The organism is Paracoccus litorisediminis (genome assembly GCF_009711205.1).
Classification (GTDB): Bacteria; Pseudomonadota; Alphaproteobacteria; order Rhodobacterales; family Rhodobacteraceae; genus Paracoccus; species Paracoccus litorisediminis.
This window is the reverse complement of record NZ_WMIG01000001.1, coordinates 367,300-383,573: the sequence shown is the minus strand read 5'-3', so window position 1 is coordinate 383,573 and position 16,274 is coordinate 367,300. Positions and strand designations below refer to the sequence as shown.

The window sequence follows — 16,274 nt, the reverse complement described above, 5'->3', positions numbered from 1 at the left end:
GGCGCATGCGACAGGGACCTGATGCTCGGCTTCGAACTGACCGGAACCAACGCGGCGATTGCTATGCTTGTGATCGTCGCCATCACCTTCATCCAGTTCATCCGCGAGAAACACCCGCCCGAGGTCGTGGCCATCGGCTCGGCTGCGGTGATGATGCTGCTGGGCCTGCTGCCCGTCAAAGACGCGGCCAGCGTCTTGTCGAACGCAGCACCTTGGACCATCGCCTTCATGTTCCTGATCATGGGTGGTCTGCTGCGCACCGGCGCGCTTGAGATGATGTCGCGGGCGGTGTCCGCCCATGCCACCGACCGGCCCGTCCTGACCGTCTGCGCGCTGTTCGGTTTCGTGATCCTGTCCTCGGCGATCATGAACAACACGCCGGTCGTGGCGGTGATGATCCCGATCTTCATCCAGCTGGCGCTGCGCATCGGGGTCTCGCCGTCGAAACTGCTGATGCCGCTTAGCTATTTCACCATTCTTGGCGGCATGCTGTCGCTGATCGGCACATCCACGAACCTGCTGGTCGACGGTGTCGCGCGTGAGGCGGGGCTGGCGCATTTCAGCATCTTCGAGATCGCCCCGGTCGGCGCTGCCGTCACCGTCGCGGGCATCATCTATTTCGCGCTGATCGGGCGCAAGCTGCTGCCCGATCGCACCTCGCTGGCCGGTTTCCTCGGCACCCCGCGCGAGATGAAATACTTCACCGAAGTGGCCATCCCCGAGGATTCCACTCTGGTCGGTCAGAACGTCACCGAGGTCCCGCTGTTCAAGCGCGAGGCCGTCCGGCTGGTCGATGTTCTGCGTGGCGATGCCTCATTGCGCCGCAATCTGGCCGAGGTCGTGCTGGAGCCGGGCGACCGCGTCGTCTTGCGCACCGAGATGGCCTATCTGCTGGAAATGCAGGCCAACAAGAACCTGCAGATGGTCGACAAGCTCAGCTCGGTCGCCACCGAGACGGTCGAGGTGCTGATCTCGCCCGGTGCGCGGCTGATCGGGCGGCGTCTGGGCGACATGCGCCTGCGCCGCCGTTATGGCGTCTATGTGCTGGCCGCGCATCGCCGCAGCCAGAATATCGGCCGTCAGCTGGACGATCTGGTCGTGCGCGTCGGTGACACGTTGCTGCTGGAAGGCGCGCCCGAGGATATCGCCCGTCTGGCCATCGATATGGAACTGGTCGATGTCTCGCGCCCCTCGACGCGCGCCTATCGCCGCGACCGCGCGCCCATCGCGATCATCGCGCTGCTGTCCGTGGTGGTCTTGGCCGCGCTGGATGTCGCACCCATTCAGGCGCTGGCCTTCATTGCGGCGGCGGTGATCCTTGTCACCCGCTGCGTCGATGCCGAAGAGGCGTTTTCTTTCGTCGATGGCCGTTTGCTGGCGATGATCTTTGCCATGCTGGCGGTGGGCGAGGCGCTGGAACATACCGGCACGGTCAATCTGATCGTCGATAATGTCGCGCCGTGGATGCAGGGGCTGCCGGCCTTTGCCACGCTGATCTGCGTCTATTTCCTTGGTCTGATCATGACCGAGATCCTGTCGAACAACGCCGTTGCCGTGCTGCTGACCCCCATCGCCATCGCGCTGGCGCAGTCTTTGGGCCATGATCCGAGGCCCTATGTGGTGGCGGTGATGTTCTCGGCCACGGTCGCCTTTGCAACGCCCATCGGCTACCAGACCCATATGATGGTCTACGGTCCCGGCGGCTACAAGTTCAGCGACTTCATGCGCGTGGGCATTCCCTTGGACATCATCACCGGCATTGTCGCCTGCCTGACCATCCCGCTGATCTGGCCGCTGTAAGAAGTGACGGGCGCGGCGGTTTCAGCCGCGCTCAAACCCTTCGCGGATGGCCGTTTCGGCCTTCAGGGACAGGGTCTTGCGGTTCTCGCCCCGGACCGGGATCGGTTCCAGCAACCGGACGGTGACGCTGCCCTGACGCGGCTGGGCCAGAACCGCCAGCAGATGCGGAGCCAGACCCATATTCGCGAACCAGCCATAGAAGCGCGGGTCGCGGTCCCGCGGCGCGCTATAAACCGCGGTCATCGGCTGGATCGCCAGATCCTCGGGCAGGGCCGGGTCAAGGAAACCCTGAAACAGCGTCGGCTTGAAGGGCAGGACGCGGCGACCGTCGGTGCTGGTTCCTTCGGGAAAGAACAGCAGGCGATGGCCCGCACGGGTGCGCGCGGCGAATTCCTGCGCCTGTGCCCGCGCCAGCCGGGGATCGCGGGTGACGAAATGGGTATCGGTTACGCGCGTCAGGATATTGATGCCCGGCCAGCCCGCGACCTCGGCCTTGGAGACGAAGAACACGGGCATTGCCGCGTTCAGCACAAGGATGTCCAGCCAACCGGAATGGTTCGCGACCACCGCGCCGGGGCCGCGCATGGGTTCGCCCTCGCGCCGCCATTTCATGCCCATGATCCATACGCACATCCGGCAGACGCCCTGCACCCACGGCCCGGTGATCGGGCGGCGGGGGCCGGAAAACAGCCGCTCGATCCCGCGCAGCGGCAGGATCAGCAGGACGCCGATCAGCAGGACCGAGATGATGCCGAAGCCGCGCGTGGCCACAAGGAACCAACCCAAGATGCTGGGTCGGGGCAGTGCCGGTGCAGGATCATCGCCATGCCATGCGTGGCGGGACGCGCCGCCGGGTTCACCAATCGCCTCGCTCATTGTGCCTGCCAACGTGCCTCATAGAATTTCTTGTGCTTGGCCGACATGGCCGCCGTATCGACCAGCAGGAACACGTCGGTGGTATTGAAGTCGTGGTCCACGAAGGCGCCTTCGCCAATCGTGCCACCCAGCCGCAGATAGGCCTTGATCAAGGGCGGCATCCCGGTCATTGCCGCGCGCCGGTCCAAAGCGTCCGGGGCGATCAGATCCATCCGATGATGACCCGGTGCACGCGCCACAGGTCGCAGTGCGGGTGCCGCAAGATGGTGGTGATGCAGCCAGGACAAAGGCTGCGCCAGCGCGTTCACATCCGTGCCATGAAAGGATGCCACGCCGAACAGCAACTGGATCTCGCGCTCCAGCACGTAATCGGCCAGCGCGTTCCACAGCAGGAACATCCCCGCGCCGCCACGAAATGCCGGATCGACGCAGGACCGCCCCAACTCCAGCAGCGACCGATCCGAGCGGCGCAGCGGGTCCAGATCATATTCGGCATCGCAATAGAAGCGGCCAAAGCCGGAGGCACGTTCACCCGGCAACAGACGATAGGCACCGACGACATGGTCCAGATCAGCGGTCGGGCGGCGGGTATCGACCAGAACCAGATGATCGACGACCTCGTCGAACTCATCGCGCTCCAGCCGGTTCTGATGATCGACCAGCGCGCCGTCTCCGCCAAGTTCCTCGACAAAGACACGGTAGCGCAGGCGTTGGGCTGACAGCAGATCCGCCTGATCCGTGGCAAGGCGGGTCTCAAGATAGGTGCTGTCGGGGGTCATTGTCGGGCGCGGAACCTGATCCATTTCTCTGGTTCCGTAACTAGGCACAGGTTCGGGTCATTGCAACAAGGCCGGATGGGCCGGGCGCGGCGGAGTTCGGGTCGGTTGACTCTATCATAGGTTGTATTAATATTTGTCTAATAACTCAGGAGTGTTCCGTGACCAATTGCAGGTCGACATGGCGTCCGTCCAGCACCTGCTTGCCCGCATTGGCAAAATTGACCGTGATGCGGTCGCCGATGCGGGATTGGACCTGTCCCAGCCCCCATTCCGGGGCGCCGGGATGGCGGACGATCATTCCGGGTTCGAGTATTTCATTCATGTCGCGACCTTTCCAGCGGCGCAGCCAAGGCTAGACCTCGATGGACGATCTGACAATCGGCAGAACCTCAACTTCCCAAGAAGCGCTCTCGCCCGAGCGGTTGGCGGCGCTGGTCAGCGCGCGGCTGTGCCATGACCTGATCTCGCCCCTGGGTGCGATCGGCAACGGGCTTGAGCTGCTGCAGATGTCGGGCGAGTTCCGGGGCATTGCCAATAGTCCCGAATTTCAGCTGATGGCGGAAAGCGTTCAGGCGTCCCGCGCGCGCATTCGCTGGTTCCGCATGGCCTTTGGCCACGGCTCTGCGGATCAGCGGGTCGGTTTGGGTGAACTATCCGCGATCCTTGGCGATTTCGAGAAAAGCGGGCGGCTGCGCGTTCGGATCGAGGCCGAGGGCGACCTGGCGCGATCCGAGGCTCGGCTGATCCTGCTGTCGCTGATGTGCCTTGAAACGGCGCTGCCCTGGGGTGGCAGCGTTCTGGTCTGTCGCGGGGCCAGCGGTTGGCGGCTGGTGGCCGAGGCCAGCCGCACCAAACCCGACCCGGCGCTGTGGTCATGGCTTGACCCGCAAGGATCGGTTGCGCGACCCGATCCGTCGCCCTCCGAGGTGCATTTCGCCATGCTCGCCAGCTTTGCTGCAAGCGAGGGGCGACAACTGGGTTGGGAACTGGACGCCGCCGGGGGCGAGATTTCCTTCTAGAAGGTGCCGTCATCCAGCGCGGCCTGCAGCCTGCGCGCCCATGAGGCGGGGATGTCGGGCAGGCCGTCGAACAGATTGTTCAGCGCCGTCATGGCTGGAGCCCGATCCAGTGGCAGCAGCGCCAACCCGGCCTCGAAGCGCACATGATCGCTTCCGTTCTGGGCCAGCGCCAGCAGCTCTTGCCGGGCGCGGTCAGGGTGTCGGGCCACGGCGGCCCGTGCCAGATGCAGGTGATAGCGCGGCGATTCCCGCCGTGCCATCCGATGCCTGCGCCGAATTTCCTTCAGCCGCAGCCGCCCCTCGACCAGCATGATCGAGACCTTGCCAACCTGACCTTTTTCACCCAGCACGCTGGTGGCCGGATGGCCACCATAGGGCAAGGCCAGCAGCCGCAGCCGGGGAAAAACGTGGGTGATCCGGGCGGCATGTTCCCGGTCGGCGGAAATCGAAGGGTCATAGATCAGCACGCCGCGCAGATCGGTATCGCCCCATTCCTCGGGGCGCGGCATGTCCTGACCAATGCGGCGGAACTTGTCGTGTCGGTCGGGATCGTAGGGCGCAATCCGGGGATCGATCGAATATTGCGGAGAAACCAGCAGCGCCCGACTGACCCGCGCCGCCCGCGAATACAGCAGCGCACCATAGCCGCCCATTGAGAATCCGGTGGCAGTGACCTCGTCATAGGCAGCAGTTGCCGCGCTGAGCGCCTTGGCCAGATGGTCGCTACCCTTGGACAGAAACCAGTCGCGGCGCGCCGATTGCACCATGATTGCTTCGATCCCCGCCCGAACCGCGAAACCCGGACAGGCGGTCGGCACAAAACCGTCCATGATATCGCGCCCGGCCTCAAAGCAGATCACCGCCCGGCGACTGCCACCGGGTGCCGCGAACAGGGTCAGCCGGTGGTGCGAGTCGTCATGAAGGGTCTGGGGCAGGTGCAAGCGACGGCCTCAGCTGCGGATCGCGCCGTCGCCAGTCACCAGATACTTGAAGCTGGTCAGCTGCTCGGCCCCGACCGGCCCGCGGGCATGCATCTTGCCGGTGGCGATGCCGATTTCCGCGCCCATCCCGAATTCGCCACCATCGGCGAACTGGGTCGAGGCATTGCGCATCAGGATCGCGCTGTCGAGCGACTTGAAGAAGCGCGCGGCGGTGGCGTCACTCTCGGTCAGGATCGATTCCGTATGGCCCGAGCCATAACGGCGGATATGGGCAATCGCCTCATCGACACCATCGACCAGTTTGGCCGCGATGATCATGTCCAGGAACTCTTGCCCGAAATCCGTGGGTTGGGCAGGGACAGTGCCGGGGATCTCGGCCAATTCGCCCTCGGCCCGAACCTCGACGCCCGCATCCAGCAGGTCCTGAACCAGAACCGCGCCGTGCTGCGCATAAAATTTCCGGTCGATCAGCAGGCATTCTGCCGAGCCGCAGATGCCGGTGCGCCGGGTCTTGGCGTTCAGGACCACGCGGCGGGCTTTCTCCAGATCGGCGTCGCCATCGGCATAGACGTGGCAGATACCTTCAAGATGGGCAAAGACGGGGACGCGGGCCTCGCGCTGGACCAATCCGACCAGCCCTTTGCCGCCGCGCGGTACGATCACGTCGATCAGCCCTTGGGCGCGCAGCAGGGCGGCGACGGCCTCGCGGTCGCGGGTGGGGACAAGCTGGATCGAGGCCTCGGGCAGGCCGGCCTGACGCAGACCGGTGACCAGCGCCTGATGGATCGCCTCGGAGCTGTTCAGGCTTTCCGAACCGCCGCGCAGGATCACCGCATTGCCGGATTTCAGCGCAAGCGCTGCGGCGTCGGCGGTGACGTTCGGCCGGCTTTCATAGATCACGCCGATGACGCCCAAGGGCGTCGCCACGCGCTGGATATGCAGCCCGTTCGGACGGTCCCATTCGGCCAGAATCCGACCGACCGGATCGGGCTGGGCCGCGACCGCGCGCAAGCCATCAGCCATGGCGCGGATGCGCGACGAGTCCAGCTTCAGCCGATCCAGCATCGAGGGGCTAAGACCCTTTTCTGCCGCGAAATCCATGTCCAGCACATTGGCGTCCAGAATGGCCTGTTCCGAGGCGATGATGGCATCCGCAGCCCCGATCAGCGCGGCATGCTTGCGCTCGGCCGAAGCCTCGGCCAAGGCCAGCGCGGCTTCGCGCGCGGCAGTGCCAAGCTTGGCGATCAGCGCATCGGCATCGGTCTGGGTCAGGTCTTTCATCGCGGTATCCCCCTAGCTTGGCCCTGAAATAGGCCGGGGATGGGCGAAAAACCAGAAGGAAAGGGGAAGGTGCAGGATTCTGTTGCCAGGCTCCTGCGGGCCCCGCCTTACGCTGCTAGGCGCAAGGGCTTAAGTTTCGGTAACTCGAACTGCTTACGCAGCCAGAGCGACCGGAGCACGGTTGTCGTTGGCAACTGTACAATTTGCACCGATAACGGTGGTAGCTCACCGAGACAAAGCAAACAGCTTTAGACGTTCGTCGATCCTGTTTCGACCCCAAGTGCCCCCAACGAGGGAGTTTGGTGGAGTCGCCGGGTACCGCCCCCGGGTCCGATCCGCTTATTACCTGCGCGTTTATGTCCATAGTCCGGGCGAACCCGAACAGGGGCAATATAGGCGGGGGCCGTGCCAGCCGCAAGGGAGGGGAACGCTGTTCCCCTCTTGGCCCGCAAGCGGTCCAATTCACCCCTTGGGGTATTTCTCAAACGAAGAAAGACCAAGGGGCGGCGCGGGACCTGACGGCTTCACCGTTTCACAAATACCCATTGCAAGGCTGGCAAAAGCGAAGCGCCCCGCACAAGGGCGGGGCGCTCGGGTTTGCGTCTGGAGTTAGAAGCCGGCTTTGATCTTTTCGAACTCGGCCAGCTGCTTTTCGCGCTGCGCCGGGTCATTCGGGGTCTGCGCGAGGATCGGGACGTCGATCTCTGACAGGCCGTTCTTGACGGCGGGCTCGTCCTTGATCGTCTCCATCGCCACGGTCGAGGTATGGCCGTAGCCGATGGTTTCCAGCAGCGCCTTGGCCGAGGTCGGGGCAAGCCAGGCGTTCATGAAGTCATGCGCCTTTTCTTCGTTGCCGGGGCCGTTCTTCATGTTGATGTAGCCGCAGAAGAAGGTCGAGGAACCCTCTTTCGGGGCGCGCTGGAAGCCGACGGGGAAGCCGTCGTTTTCCAGAAGCACCACGCCGTCATTCCACGACCACGCGATATCGACCGCGCCCGAGGCCATCAGCTGCGCCTGTTCCGAGGGGTCGGCCCAATAGGCGGCGACGTTCACATGCGCCTTGCGCAGCCAGTCGGCGGCCGCCGTGAACTGCTCATCCGTCACCTTGGTCCAGTCGGTCACGCCGGTCGCCAGATAGGCCAGCGCCCAAACGTCATCGGCCGAATCGGGCAGCGAGGTGCGGCCCTGGTATTTTGGGTCGAGGAACACGTTCAGGCTGGCCACGTCTTCGGCCGGGACGGTCTCGGTGTTATAGGCGATGGCGGTCGCGCCCCAGTCGGTGGGGACGAACCAGACGCCCTGATCGTCCTTGAAGATCGGGCTGTCGAGGAACTTCGGGTCGATATCGGCGAAGTTCGGGATCTTCGAGACATCCCAGGGCTCGATCAGCCCGGCATCGCGGTATTTCGAGATCATCTGCGAGCAGGGATGGGCAACATCGGCTTTGAAGCCCGAGGCGAGCTTCTGATAGGCCTCGTCGTCATCGCCGTAGAAGGCATAGGTCGGGCTATCGCCATATTTGTCGATATAGCCCTGAAAAATCGAGGGTTCCTCGAATCCCGCCCAGTCGAAGACGGTCAGTTCGGAATCGGCAGCAAGGGCGGGCAGGGCAGCGCCCGACAGGACAAGGGCGAGGGCGGAGGAGCGCAGAAGTTTCATCTGTGACCTTTGGATGGGTAGTCGATGACATGGACGCTAGCGGCCCCGCCGCAGCCTCGCAAGCGTTCGGTGACTGGGATTTGCCCGTTCCGGGAGCACTGCCGCATAATATTGCAGGCGGGTCTACCAGCGCCCGGAAGCTCCGCCGCCTCGCGATGAGCCGCCGCCAAAGCCCGATCCGCCCCCGCGTGAGGCGGCGCGATAGGCCGGGTTGCGTTCGCGTCGCAATACGCGGTCGTCAGGACCATAGAAGATGCGCTGGGGCATCGGTGCCGGGCGGGTTTCGGACCAGTCGCAATGCGGGCAGCGACGGGTCACGTCGGTCTGGGCGATCATGTAGCCGCCCTCGGGCTGGGTTTCGCGATGCGGGCTGCGGGTGGTGGTGATGCCGCCCTTGCCGCATTGCGGGCAATGGCGTCGACGCCAGTGTTTGATGCCGATGGCGGCAAAGATCGCGGCGAAGGCGCCAAAGAAAACAAGGTTTAGCGCCCGGTCCACCCAATTCGTCCGGGGCTTTGCCGGGGGTGGCAGACCCTGCGCATGGGGGCGGGCGATCAGGGAAATGACTGCTTCGGTCCCGTCGCGGATGCCTTGCGACATATGCCCGGCGCGATAGGCAGGCAGCATCGTGCCCCGCATGATGTCCTGCGCTCGGATATCGGCATCGTTCGGGTAGCCTGCGCCAAGCTCGATCCGGGCCTCGCGGTCCTGCGCCAGAACAAGGATCATGAAGCCGTCATTGCGGGTGGCATCACCCACGCCCCAATGGTTGAAAAGTCGGGTGGCAAAGGGTTCCAGCCCGTCGGTTCCGCCGTAGCTGGCACGGTCGGGCAGGGTGACCACCGTGCCTTCGACTCCGGTGCTATTGCGAAGTTCGGTCAGGGCGCGGTCCAGCGCGGCCTCATCATCGGGGTCGATGATCTGGGCGAAGTCGTTGACGGTGGTCGAGGTCCAGTCGGGCAGCGCTTCGGCCAGCGCCGCCTGTGTCAGCAGCGCAAGGCCAAGGAGCAGGGCTGCCAGCTCGCGCATCAATTGGCCAGAATCTCGGGGCCGCCGCAGATCTTGGGGTCCGGGTGACCGATCAGCGCATCGTCGCGGCCGACGAAATCCACCGCATGCAGGATGGTCTGGATCGCGGCGATCCGGGCCCGGCGTTTGTCATCCGAGCGGATCACCGTCCATGGCGCGACCGCGGTATGGCTTCGCGACAGCGTGTCATGGATGGCGTCGGTATAGTCGTCCCATTTCGCCAGCCCGTCCACGTCGATGGAACTGAGCTTCCACTGCTTCAGCGGGTCCTGCTCGCGGTCGAGGAAGCGCTTGAGCTGTTCGGCCCGGTCCACGCTGAGCCACAGCTTGACCAGCGTGATGCCGTCATCGGCGAACATCGCCTCGAACTGCGGAAGCTGGCGAAAGAAGGTCTCGCGCTCATCCTTGCCGGAAAAGCCGAAGACCCGCTCGACGACGCCGCGATTGTACCAGCTGCGGTCGAACAGCGCGATTTCGCCCTTGGCGGGCAGCCAGTCGACATAGCGCTGGAAATACCATTGCCCGGCCTCGCGCTCACTGGGCTTGGGCAGGGCCACGATATAGGCCGAGCGCGGGTTCAGGTTCTCGCGCACGCGCTCAATCGTGCCGCCCTTGCCGGCGGCATCGCGGCCCTCAAACAGGACCACGACACGTTTCCCGGTATGGATCACATCGCGCATCATGCGGACGAGCTGTTGTTGCAGCACCTCCATATGGGCGTCGTAATCCTTGGATTTCATTTCCTCGGGATAGGGGTAGCTGTCGCTGAGGATGTCATCCTTGTCGGCCTTCTGGATGGCCTTGCGGATGTCCGGGGGTGCATCCTTTTCGAAAAATCGCGTGATCGCGCCGACATAGGGCAGATCAGGATGCCCCTGACCGATGGCCTTGTCCCCGGACTTTTTCGCCACGGCTTACCCCTTCCCGATCAGATCCATGTCGTATTCGGTCGTCTGGTAGATCTCGTTGATCCAGTTACCGTAAAGCAGGTGGGCATGGCTGCGCCAGCGGTTCGTGGGGGCAAGGCTGGGATCGTCGTCGGGATAGTAATTCACCGGGACGTTGATCGGTTTCCCGGCCATGACGTCGCGGTCATATTCGTCCTTCAGCGTCGTGCTGTCATATTCGAAATGGTTGAAGACATAGAGCGCGCGGCGGCTTGGGTCCTCGATCAGGCAGGGGCCGGACTGTTCCGAGGCGATCAGCGTGCGGAGCGCCGGGATTGCGTCGACTTCATCCTGCCGCACCTCGGTCCAGCGGCTGACCGGGACCAGCACGTCATCGGAAAAGCCGCGCAGATAGGGGCTGGCGGGGGCAAGATTGCGGTGCCGGAAGCAGCCGAATGCCTTGTGGTCAAGGATGTGCTTTTCCAGCCGGTTGAAATGCCATGCCATGGCCATGCCGCCCCAGCAGACGCCAAAGGTCGAATGCACATGCGTCTGGGTCCATTCAAAGACGCGAGTCAGTTCGTCCCAATAGGTCACCTCCTCAAAGGGCAGATGCTCGATCGGTGCGCCGGTGATGACCAGGCCGTCGAATTTCTCTCCGGTCGCTTCGACATCGCAGAAGCGGCGATAGAAGCTTTCCATGTGGTCGGCGGCGGTGTTGCGGCTTTCGTGATCCGACATGCGGATCAGTTGGAAGTCGATCTGCAGGGGAGTCGCGCCGATCAGCCGGGCGAACTGGTTCTCGGTCTGGATCTTTTTCGGCATCAGGTTCAGCAGCCCGATGCGCAGAGGCCGGATATCCTGGGTCGCAGCCCGACCCGGCGACATGACCATGACGCCTTCATTCGACAGGATGTCAAAGGCGGGCAGGTCATTCGGTAGGGTAATGGGCATCATGCGTCCTTTCTGTCGATGGCGCGACCGATCAGGGCGATCAGGTCGGCCGGCGTTCTGACCTCGGCGACTTCCTCGGCCAGCAGCGTCACACCGCGCCGCGCCATCGCCTCGTAGCGGGGTTGGCGATGGGCCAGCGCGCGGGCATAGGTCCAGCGGATGAAGTCGTCGGGATTGACCTGTTCCTCGGTCAGGCCTTTTTCAACCCGGTAATCGGTCCAGGCGCGATCAAGAAACTGCGGTTGGTAATACATGGGCTTTGGCGCGCGGTCGAAGCGACGCACCAGTTCCGCAGTGTGGTCGTCCGAGCCCTTGATCCAGACCAGCAGCAATTCACGCTGCAGCGTGTCCAGCACCGGGTCCGCATCGGCAAAGGGATCGACCACCTCGCAGATCGAGCCACCCGAATCGCAGACGAAATTCGGAATGCCGTAGATGTCCTTGCCGCGACGGATGAAATGCCCGGTATCCAGCAGAGACGATATCTCGGCCGTGCGGTGCTGATCCTGCCGGCGCATGTATTCCTCGAAATCGAGGCCGCCGCGCGACGGGCTGCCGGGCTTGCCCAGATAGGTGGACAGCGGCGCGAGGTTCTCGAACGTGATGTTGCTGGCGATATAGACCGAATCCGACAGCAGGAGTTCGCGCAGGAAAGGGACCTTCATCGCCTCGCGCTTGAAGTTGTCGGCGATCAGTTCGCCCATGTAACGCGTGCCGATGCGGTAATCGACCGAGTAGTGGAACCAGTCGCCCGCATTGCGCAGCATGGTCGCCAGATAGGTCTTGCCCAGACCCGACATGCCGAAAAACAGCACGCGCCTGCGCTGTGCGTTCAGCCATTCGGCTTGTGTCCTGTAAAGCATGGGCATTCCTTTTCGCGGTTGCGCGATAGTTAGAACCCCGCGCGCCCGGTGAAAAGGGGGAGGCCGTTCGCCAGGCCATCGGGGCGCGCAAAGCGGGTGCGCGGCCCGCATCAATCCGCTGTAGCGCGACCAGTGCAATCGCGCTATCATCCGCGGCAGACCCGGAAAACGGGCTCCCGGCAACGGGATAAACAGAGGCAGTGACGGCGGTTCATCCATGACCGAGATGGTCTTTGGCACCACACCCGTTCGGGCTGGTGATCCGATTCTTCCACGCTGGTGGCGCACCGTCGACCGATGGTCCTTGGCCTGCGTGCTGGGCCTGTTCGCGATGGGCCTGCTTTTGGGGCTGGCGGCCTCGGTTCCGCTGGCGGAAAAGAACAACCTGCCGCAGTTCTATTATGTGACGCGTCAGGCGATTTTTGGCAGCATGGCGATTGGCGCGATGCTGGTCGTGTCGATGTTCTCGCCTCGCTTCGTGCGGCGGATCGGCGTCTTTGGCTTTGCCATCGCCATTGTCGCGATCGTGCTGCTGCCCTTCATCGGGACGGATTTCGGCAAGGGCGCCGTGCGTTGGCTGCGCCTGCCGGGCGGCATGTCGGTGCAGCCCTCGGAGTTCCTGAAGCCCTGCTTCATCGCCATCTGCGCATGGTTCATGGCAGCAAGCCAAGAGGTCGGCGGCCCGCCGGGCAAGATCTACTCGTTCGGCATTGCCGCGACGGTGGTGCTGCTGCTGGCGATGCAGCCGGACTTCGGACAGGCCTCGCTGGTGCTGTTTTCGTGGTGCGTGATGTATTTCATCGCCGGTGCGCCGATTGCGCTGGTGATCGGGGTCATCGGTCTGGCGATGATCGGCGGCGTATTCTCATACGGCGCGTCCGAGCACTTCGCCCGCCGCATCGACGGCTTTCTGGCGGCCGAGGTCGATCCGCGCACCCAGATCGGCTATGCCACGAATGCCATCCAGGAAGGCGGCTTTTTTGGCGTCGGCGTGGGCGAGGGCTCGGTCAAGTGGTCGCTGCCGGATGCGCATACCGACTTCATCATCGCGGTCGCGGCCGAAGAATACGGCCTGATCATGGTGCTTGCGATCATTGTGCTGTACATGACCGTGGTCGTGCGCTCGCTTCTGCGGCTGCGGCATGAACGTGACCCCTTCGCTCGCATCGCCGGGACGGGGCTGGCCTGTGCCTTTGGGGTGCAGGCATTGATCAATATGGGCGTGGCCGTGCGGCTGCTGCCCGCAAAGGGGATGACCCTGCCTTTCGTCAGCTATGGCGGCTCATCGGTGATTGCCTCGGGCATCGCGGTGGGCATGCTGCTGGCGCTGACGCGGTCGCGCCCGCAGGGCCGGATCGCCGATGTACTGGGAAGGGGTCGCCGATGACCGTGATGATACCTTATTGCCTGATCGCGGCAGGCGGCACCGGTGGACATATGTTCCCCGCACAGGCCCTGGCGGAAACGCTGCTGGCCCGTGGCTGGCGGGTGAAGTTGTCGACCGATGAGCGGGGCGCGCGCTATGCCTCGGCCTTTCCAGAACAAGTCGTGCGCGAGATCGTAGCCTCGGCCACCACCGCGCGGGGTGGGGCGGCGGACAAGCTGGCCGTGCCCTTCCGCATCGGCTCGGGGGTGATGTCGGCCATGCGCGCGCTGAAGCAGGACCGGCCCGCCGTGGTCGTGGGCTTTGGCGGCTATCCGACGATTCCGGCGATGTCGGCGGCGCTGGCGCTGCGCATTCCTCGGATGATCCACGAACAGAATGGCATCATGGGCCGGGTGAACACGGCCTTTGCGCGGCGGGTGCAGAAGATCGCCTGCGGAACATGGCCCACGCAACTGCCCGAAGGTGTCACCGGCATCCATACCGGCAATCCTGTCCGTCAGGCGGTGCTGGACCATGCCGCGGCGCCTTACGTCGCGCCTGCTGATGGCCCGCTGAACGTGCTGGTCATTGGTGGCAGCCAAGGCGCGCGGGTGCTGTCCGATGTCGTCCCCGACGCCATCATCGGCCTGCCTGAGGACATCCGCGGGCGGCTGAATATCAGCCAGCAGGCCCGCGCCGAGGATCTGGAGCGGGTCACCGCCGCCTATGCCACCGCGGGCATCAAGGCCGAGGTGAAACCCTTCTTCGACGATGTGCCGCAGCGGCTGGCCGATTGCCAGCTGGTGGTCAGCCGGGCCGGGGCCTCGTCGCTGGCGGACATCACCGTGATCGGGCGGCCCTCGATCCTGATTCCCTTCGCAGCCGCGACCGGGGACCATCAGACCGCCAATGCGCGCGCGCTGGGGGAATCCGGTGCGGCAATGGTGCTTCCCGAATCCGTGCTTGACGCCGAGAGCCTCAGGCGCGACATGCGGGACATTCTTTCGGACGGTGCCCGCGCCTCCAACATGGCTGCGGCGACTCTTGCCCTTGGCCGCCCAGATGCGGCGCAGCGACTTGCAGATCTAGTTACGGAATTGACCGCATGAACGCAGCGACCAAACTGCCGGGCGAACTTGGGCCCATCCACTTCGTCGGCATCGGCGGTATCGGCATGTCGGGCATTGCCGAGGTGCTGATGACGCTGGGCTATGCGGTGCAGGGCTCGGACGCGAAGCGCTCCAAGATCACCGACCGTCTGGAAACGCTGGGCGCCACGATCTTCGAAGGCCAAAGCGCCGAGAATATCGGCGATGCGGGCGTGGTCGTGATCTCGACCGCGATCAAGAAGGGCAACCCCGAACTGGAGGAAGCCCGCCGCCGTGGCCTGCCCGTCGTGCGCCGCGCCGAGATGCTGGCCGAACTGATGCGGCTGAAATCGAACGTCGCCATTGCCGGAACCCACGGCAAAACGACGACGACCACCATGGTCGCAACGCTGCTGGATGCGGGCGGGCTTGATCCGACCGTCATCAATGGCGGCGTGATCCACGCCTACGGCTCGAACGCGCGTGCGGGTGCGGGTGAATGGATGGTGGTTGAGGCCGACGAATCCGACGGCAGCTTCAACCGCCTGCCCGCGACCATCGCCATCGTCACCAATATCGACCCCGAGCATATGGAGCATTGGGGTTCCTTCGATGCCTTGCGCAAGGGGTTCCAGGATTTCGTCTCGAACATCCCGTTCTATGGCCTTGCCGTCTGCTGCACCGACCACCCCGAGGTGCAGTCGCTGGTCGGCAAGCTCAGCGACCGCCGCATTGTGACCTTTGGCTTCAACGCGCAGGCCGATGTGCGCGCCATGAACCTGACCTATGAAAACGGCGTCGCGCATTTCGACATTGCCCTGCAAGGCGAGACCGAGCTGAACGACGGCGAGACCCCGGTGATCGAGGGCTGCACCCTGCCGATGCCGGGCGATCATAACGTCTCGAACGCGCTGGCCGCCGTGGCCGTTGCCCGCCATCTGGGCATGAAGCGCGCCCAGATCCGTGAGGCTCTGGCCAAGTTTGGCGGCGTTGGCCGTCGCTTTACCCGCGTGGGCGAGGTGAATGGCGTCACCATCATCGACGATTACGGCCACCACCCGGTCGAAATCGCCGCAGTCCTGAAGGCCGCGCGTCAGGCCACCAAGGGCCGCGTCATCGCCGTTCACCAGCCGCATCGCTATTCCCGGCTGTCGAGCCTGTTCGATGATTTCTGCACCTGCTTCAACGAGGCCGATGTGGTCGGCATCGCCGAGGTCTATTCGGCGGGCGAGGACCCGATTCCCGGCGCATCGCGCGACGATCTTGTGGCAGGGCTGATCGCCCATGGCCACCGCCACGCCCGCGCCGTGATCGACGAGGCCGATCTGGCCCGTCTGGTGGGTGAACAGGCCCGTCCGGGCGACATGGTCGTCTGCCTTGGCGCAGGCACGATCTCGGTCTGGGCCAACAACCTGCCAGATCTTCTGGCGGAGAAGGCGGCGTGATCGTCTTGGAAAGCCATCCCGGCTTGGCGGCGCTGTTTGCCGCCATCTGGGCCATTCTTTCCTGTGCGATTCCCCTGATGCGCATGAACTGGCGCCACTCGGCAACCTGCATGCTGGTTCTGGCCGGTGTGCCGCTGCTGGGTTGGCTGACCTATCTGTGCGGCCCGGCGCTTGGCGTGCTGTTCCTGTCGCTTGGTCTGTCGATTCTGGTCTGGCAGCCGCTGGACCTGCTGCTGCGCCGTCGCCGCCGTCCGTCCCGGCAAGGCGCGCAATAGCCGGGGTTTGCG

Annotated in this window: 16 protein-coding genes and 1 other RNA gene; 6 read left to right on the top strand and 11 right to left on the bottom strand. The window is 64.2% G+C overall.

The genetic code is table 11. The features are described from left to right. Nucleotides 1-21 precede the first annotated feature (21 nt). Nucleotides 22-1,800, top strand: coding sequence for an SLC13 family permease (locus tag GL300_RS01950; protein WP_155037883.1), 1,779 nt, complete (start codon nt 22-24; stop codon nt 1,798-1,800). Nucleotides 1,801-1,821: 21 nt separating this feature from the next. On the opposite strand, the gene olsA is transcribed toward GL300_RS01950, so the two are convergent. From olsA to GL300_RS01935, 3 genes are all read right to left on the bottom strand, one after another. Then, nucleotides 1,822-2,676, bottom strand: a complete 855-nt coding sequence (gene olsA, locus GL300_RS01945) for a lyso-ornithine lipid O-acyltransferase (RefSeq protein WP_155037882.1) — start codon at nt 2,674-2,676, stop codon at nt 1,822-1,824. Then, nucleotides 2,673-3,455 (bottom strand): L-ornithine N(alpha)-acyltransferase, encoded by a 783-nt coding sequence (gene olsB, locus GL300_RS01940; protein WP_155038532.1) that lies wholly within the window; start codon nt 3,453-3,455, stop codon nt 2,673-2,675. Before olsB ends, olsA begins: the two co-directional genes overlap by 4 nt. Nucleotides 3,456-3,600: 145 nt before the next feature. Beyond that, nucleotides 3,601-3,777: a DUF3553 domain-containing protein gene (locus tag GL300_RS01935; RefSeq protein WP_155037881.1), complete on the bottom strand. Its 177-nt coding sequence runs from the start codon at nt 3,775-3,777 to the stop codon at nt 3,601-3,603. A gap of 40 nt (nt 3,778-3,817) precedes the next feature. Between GL300_RS01935 and GL300_RS01930 the strand changes: the two genes are divergently transcribed. Continuing rightward, complete coding sequence (locus GL300_RS01930) at nt 3,818-4,474, top strand: histidine phosphotransferase family protein (protein WP_155037880.1); 657 nt, start codon at nt 3,818-3,820, stop codon at nt 4,472-4,474. Here GL300_RS01930 and GL300_RS01925 read toward each other — a convergent pair. From GL300_RS01925 to GL300_RS01890, 8 genes are all read right to left on the bottom strand, one after another. Further along, entirely contained in the window at nt 4,471-5,415 is a 945-nt protein-coding gene (locus GL300_RS01925) for a hypothetical protein (RefSeq protein ID WP_155037879.1), read from the bottom strand. The genes GL300_RS01930 and GL300_RS01925 overlap by 4 nt on opposite strands. A 9-nt stretch (nt 5,416-5,424) precedes the next feature. After that, entirely contained in the window at nt 5,425-6,696 is a 1,272-nt protein-coding gene (locus tag GL300_RS01920; RefSeq protein WP_155037878.1) for a glutamate-5-semialdehyde dehydrogenase, read from the bottom strand. A 68-nt stretch (nt 6,697-6,764) separates the two neighbouring features. Further along, nucleotides 6,765-7,118: a transfer-messenger RNA gene (ssrA, locus tag GL300_RS01915) on the bottom strand. Between the two features lie 187 nt (nt 7,119-7,305). Beyond that, complete coding sequence (locus GL300_RS01910) at nt 7,306-8,355, bottom strand: ABC transporter substrate-binding protein (protein ID WP_155037877.1); 1,050 nt, start codon at nt 8,353-8,355, stop codon at nt 7,306-7,308. Nucleotides 8,356-8,478: 123 nt separating this feature from the next. Beyond that, nucleotides 8,479-9,384, bottom strand: coding sequence for a TPM domain-containing protein (locus GL300_RS01905; protein ID WP_155037876.1), 906 nt, complete (start codon nt 9,382-9,384; stop codon nt 8,479-8,481). Further along, a complete protein-coding gene (gene ppk2 / locus GL300_RS01900) occupies nt 9,384-10,295 on the bottom strand; it encodes a polyphosphate kinase 2 (protein ID WP_343042882.1) in 912 nt (303 codons plus the stop codon). The genes GL300_RS01905 and ppk2 overlap by 1 nt, the downstream gene beginning before the upstream one ends. Before the next feature lie 3 nt (nt 10,296-10,298). Further along, nucleotides 10,299-11,225: a homoserine O-succinyltransferase gene (locus GL300_RS01895; RefSeq protein WP_155037875.1), complete on the bottom strand. Its 927-nt coding sequence runs from the start codon at nt 11,223-11,225 to the stop codon at nt 10,299-10,301. Beyond that, nucleotides 11,225-12,088, bottom strand: a complete 864-nt coding sequence (locus GL300_RS01890; RefSeq protein WP_155037874.1) for an ATPase — start codon at nt 12,086-12,088, stop codon at nt 11,225-11,227. Before GL300_RS01890 ends, GL300_RS01895 begins: the two co-directional genes overlap by 1 nt. Nucleotides 12,089-12,305: 217 nt before the next feature. Here GL300_RS01890 and GL300_RS01885 point away from each other — a divergent pair, with 217 nt between their 5' ends. From GL300_RS01885 to GL300_RS01870, 4 genes are read left to right on the top strand one after another with little or no spacing between them, the layout of a single operon-like run. Beyond that, on the top strand, nt 12,306-13,475 hold the full coding sequence (locus tag GL300_RS01885; protein ID WP_155037873.1) for a peptidoglycan glycosyltransferase FtsW: 1,170 nt from the start codon (nt 12,306-12,308) through the stop codon (nt 13,473-13,475). Further along, nucleotides 13,472-14,563, top strand: a complete 1,092-nt coding sequence (gene murG, locus GL300_RS01880) for an undecaprenyldiphospho-muramoylpentapeptide beta-N-acetylglucosaminyltransferase (protein WP_246195059.1) — start codon at nt 13,472-13,474, stop codon at nt 14,561-14,563. Before GL300_RS01885 ends, murG begins: the two co-directional genes overlap by 4 nt. After that, nucleotides 14,560-15,987: a UDP-N-acetylmuramate--L-alanine ligase gene (murC, locus tag GL300_RS01875; protein WP_155037872.1), complete on the top strand. Its 1,428-nt coding sequence runs from the start codon at nt 14,560-14,562 to the stop codon at nt 15,985-15,987. The genes murG and murC overlap by 4 nt, the downstream gene beginning before the upstream one ends. After that, a complete protein-coding gene (locus GL300_RS01870) occupies nt 15,984-16,262 on the top strand; it encodes a DUF2484 family protein (protein ID WP_343042881.1) in 279 nt (92 codons plus the stop codon). The genes murC and GL300_RS01870 overlap by 4 nt, the downstream gene beginning before the upstream one ends. Nucleotides 16,263-16,274 lie beyond the last annotated feature (12 nt).